The organism is Tropicimonas sp., from assembly GCF_047971885.1.
In the GTDB taxonomy this organism is placed as follows: domain Bacteria; phylum Pseudomonadota; class Alphaproteobacteria; order Rhodobacterales; family Rhodobacteraceae; genus Tropicimonas.
Window position 1 is genome coordinate 1 of sequence record NZ_JBKEAE010000034.1, and the last position, 3584, is coordinate 3584.

The following is a 3584-nucleotide window of genomic DNA, read 5'->3' on the forward strand; positions in this document are numbered from 1 at the left end:
GCGGGTATCGAGCATGACGCGCATATAGGCGGACGGTGTGGGCGGAGCAATCGCCGTTATCACCGCCGCGCACCGATTTCGCCGACAGGCGGGATCGCCGCCCCCTGCACACACCGCACCCGCGCGCAGCGAAAATCCAACCGCAGGGTTTTCACCGCCGACCCGCCCGGCTATGCAGCGCGTATGCTTGAAATCATGTCGGACAGCGTGCGGCGCGACCGCAAGACCGCAAGTTCCGGGTCGCCGGCCCCGCGCCGACAAGCGTGGCCGTCGGGCCCGGGGCTGGAAAAGAACCACCGCCCCCTGCGGCGCTGGCGCTTCGACAGGGCATCGCAACCGGCAAGTGGGAGGAAGCGCCGATGAAAACCATCCTGATCGCCAACCGCAAGGGCGGCTGCGGAAAGACGACGGTGGCAATAACGCTTGCCGCCGCGCTCGCCGACGGGGGATGGAAGGTGGCGCTGGCCGACGCCGATCAGCAGAAATCCTCGACCCGCTGGCTCAAACGGCGCCCGTCCGACGCGGCGCCGATCAGACCGCTCGACTGGTCGCACGACAAGCTGCTGGGCGAGGTTCCCAAGGGTATCGACTGGGTGGTGATCGACGCGCCCGGATCGCTCTCGGACGACGGCATGCAGAAGCTGGTGGCCGAAGCGCGGGCGGTGATCTGCCCGGTGCTGCCGTCGTTTTTCGATGCGGACAGTTCCCGACGGTTTCTGAAGGATCTGCGCGACATCAAGCGGATACGAAAGGGCAAGGTCGGGATCGAGCTTCTGGCGAACCGCATCAGGCCGCGCGTCCGCGCCAACGAACGGCTCGATCTCTTTTTCGACAGGATGGGGCAGCAGCCAGTCGCCCGCATCACCGAACGCGTGGCCTATGGCGATCTTGCCGAACGGGGCCTGTCGATCTTCGACAAGCCGCAGGCCGTCTATCAGCCGATACGCGAACAGTGGAGTCCGCTGATCCGTGCAATCGTCTGAAACAGGCGCCGGATGGCAACAAAAGCCTGTTCGGGGTTCGCGCAAGTTGACCGGAGCCCCGTGTTGCTGTAAATGGCGCGCGTCCGCGATCCGCGCCGACATCTGCCGCAGGGGCGTCTGGCAAGTTACGTCCCATCTTACCGCAGCCAAGCGCTGCCAGATTGGACGTACATGACGAAGTTTTCCGACCTGAACCTGGACCCCAAGGTCCTGAAAGCCATCGAAGAAACCGGTTACGAGACCCCGACGCCGATCCAAGCGGGCGCAATTCCGCCCGCGCTCGAGGGCAAGGACGTGCTTGGCATCGCCCAGACCGGCACCGGGAAGACCGCCTCCTTCACCCTGCCGATGATCACGCTGCTCGGCCGTGGCCGGGCGCGGGCGCGCATGCCGCGCAGCCTCGTGCTGGCGCCGACGCGCGAACTGGCCGCCCAGGTCGCCGAGAATTTCGATGTCTATGCGAAATACACCAAGCTGACCAAGGCGTTGCTGATCGGCGGGGTTTCCTTCGCCGAACAGGACAAGCTGATCGACAAGGGCGTGGACGTGCTGATCGCCACGCCGGGCCGGCTGCTCGACCATTTCGAACGCGGCAAGCTGCTGCTCACCGGCGTGCAGGTGATGGTGGTGGACGAGGCCGACCGGATGCTCGACATGGGGTTCATCCCCGATATCGAACGCATCTTCCAGCTTACGCCGTTCACCCGGCAGACGCTGTTCTTCTCGGCCACCATGCCGCCCGAGATCGAGCGGCTGACCAACACCTTCCTGCACAATCCGGTCAAGGTCGAGGTCGCCCGCCAGGCAACCGCATCCGAGACCATCACGCAGGGGCTGGTGCAGTTCAAGCCCTCGCGCCGCGACCGTACCGCCAGCGAAAAGCGCGCCATGCTGCGCGCGCTGATCGAACGCGACGGCGCCGATTGCCGCAACGCGATCATCTTCTGCAACCGCAAGGTCGATGTGGATATCGTCGCCAAGTCGCTCAAGAAACACGGACTGAACGCCGAGCCGATCCATGGCGATCTCGATCAGGCGCACCGCACGCGCACGCTCGACGGATTTCGCGACGGTTCGATCCGGTTCCTCGTCGCCTCCGATGTCGCGGCGCGCGGGCTCGACATTCCCAACGTGAGTCACGTCTTCAACTTCGACGTGCCGAACCATTCCGAGGACTACGTGCACCGCATCGGCCGCACCGGGCGAGCCGGGCGCGATGGCACCGCCTACATGATTGCGACCCCGGCCGACGACAAGTCGGTCGCCGCGATCGAAAACCTCGTCGAGCAGGAAATCCCGCGTATCGAAGCGCCCGCCCTGCCCCAGAGCGAAAGCCGTTCGCGGCGGCGCAGTTCCGCCCCGGCGGAAAGTGTCGCCGAGGAACAATCGCCTGCCGACACCCAACGCACCGAGCGCGCTTCGCGCCCCCGGCGCAGCGAGCGGGCGCGCGGCGGCGAACGCAAGTCCGATGGCCGGGTCGTGGGCATGGGCGATCACGTGCCCGATTTCATCCTGCGCTCGTTCAGCTGAGCTCGGCGCGCGGTTCTCCGACCCGCCGCGCTTTGCGTTTGCATCCACCCGCGACACCACCGGGTGACGGCGTTGCACTTCGGCGCGTTTCGCCGAAGCGGGCGTTCCTCCCCTGATTGGCCAATGGGCGAAGCGGATGGGTATCTTCCCTCTGCCCGCCGCCGGGAGGGGTTGCGCCGGAAGCTGGAGCATATGCGGCAATAGCAGGGGTGACAGCCCGGCAACCTGCTGTCAGTGTGGGGAGGCTGAGCGGCGCATCCAATGCACCCGCACCCTGCACATGAAAGTCCCGAGGGGAGGAGAATATATGAAGGTTCTGAAAAGACACGGACGCAAGCTGGCGGTGATGCTCGCCGCTTCGGCGATGCTGACGGGTTCGGCCATGGCGTTCGAGCCCGAACAGCCGGAATGCATCGCGCCGGCCAACCCGGGCGGCGGCTGGGATTTCACCTGCCGTCAGGTCGGCAAGGTCCTGCAGGAGCTCAAGCTGATCGGATCGACCATGCAGGTCATGAACATGTCTGGCGGCGGCGGTGGCGTGGCCTTCGCCGCGGTGGTGAACAAGCGGAAGGACGACAACGACCTGATCGTCGCAGCGTCCTCGGCAACCTCGACCCGCCTGGCGCAGCGCGCCTATCCCGGCAATACCGCCGATCAGGTGCGCTGGCTCGCCTCGGTCGGGGCCGATTACGGCGTGATCGCCGTGGCCGCCGACAGCCCGGTCAACACGTTGCCGGAACTGATGGACCAGATGAAGGCCGATCCGCGCTCGGTCGCCATCGGCGGCGGTTCGGCTGTCGGCGGCTGGGATCACCTGAAGGTTCTGATCGCCGCCAAGGAAGCCGGCATCGAAGACGTTCGAAGCGTCAAGTACATCGCCTTTGCCGGCGGCGGCGAGGCGGTGACGCAGCTTCTGGCCGGTTCGCTGCAGGGATTCTCGGGCGATCTGTCCGAGGCCAAGGGCTTTGTCGAATCCGGCGACATCAAGGTGATCGCGCTGCTTGCGCCCGAGCGCCTGGGCGGTGAATTCGCCGATCTGCCGACCGCCAGCGAACAGGGCATCAATGCCAT

General features: G+C 65.9%; 3 protein-coding genes. All 3 read left to right on the forward strand.

The window, feature by feature from the left end; genetic code table 11:
• Nucleotides 1-359: 359 nt before the first annotated feature.
• Nucleotides 360-983 (forward strand): ParA family protein, encoded by a 624-nt coding sequence (locus ACK5IR_RS04260; RefSeq protein WP_416926256.1) that lies wholly within the window; start codon nt 360-362, stop codon nt 981-983.
• Nucleotides 984-1154: 171 nt separating this feature from the next.
• Nucleotides 1155-2513 carry a DEAD/DEAH box helicase gene (locus tag ACK5IR_RS04265; RefSeq protein ID WP_416926258.1) on the forward strand — a complete coding sequence of 453 codons (1359 nt, stop codon included), beginning with the start codon at nt 1155-1157 and terminating at the stop codon, nt 2511-2513.
• A 346-nt stretch (nt 2514-2859) separates the two neighbouring features.
• Nucleotides 2860-3584: Bug family tripartite tricarboxylate transporter substrate binding protein (locus ACK5IR_RS04270; protein ID WP_416926260.1), on the forward strand; the 725-nt coding region annotated here is incomplete at its 3' end.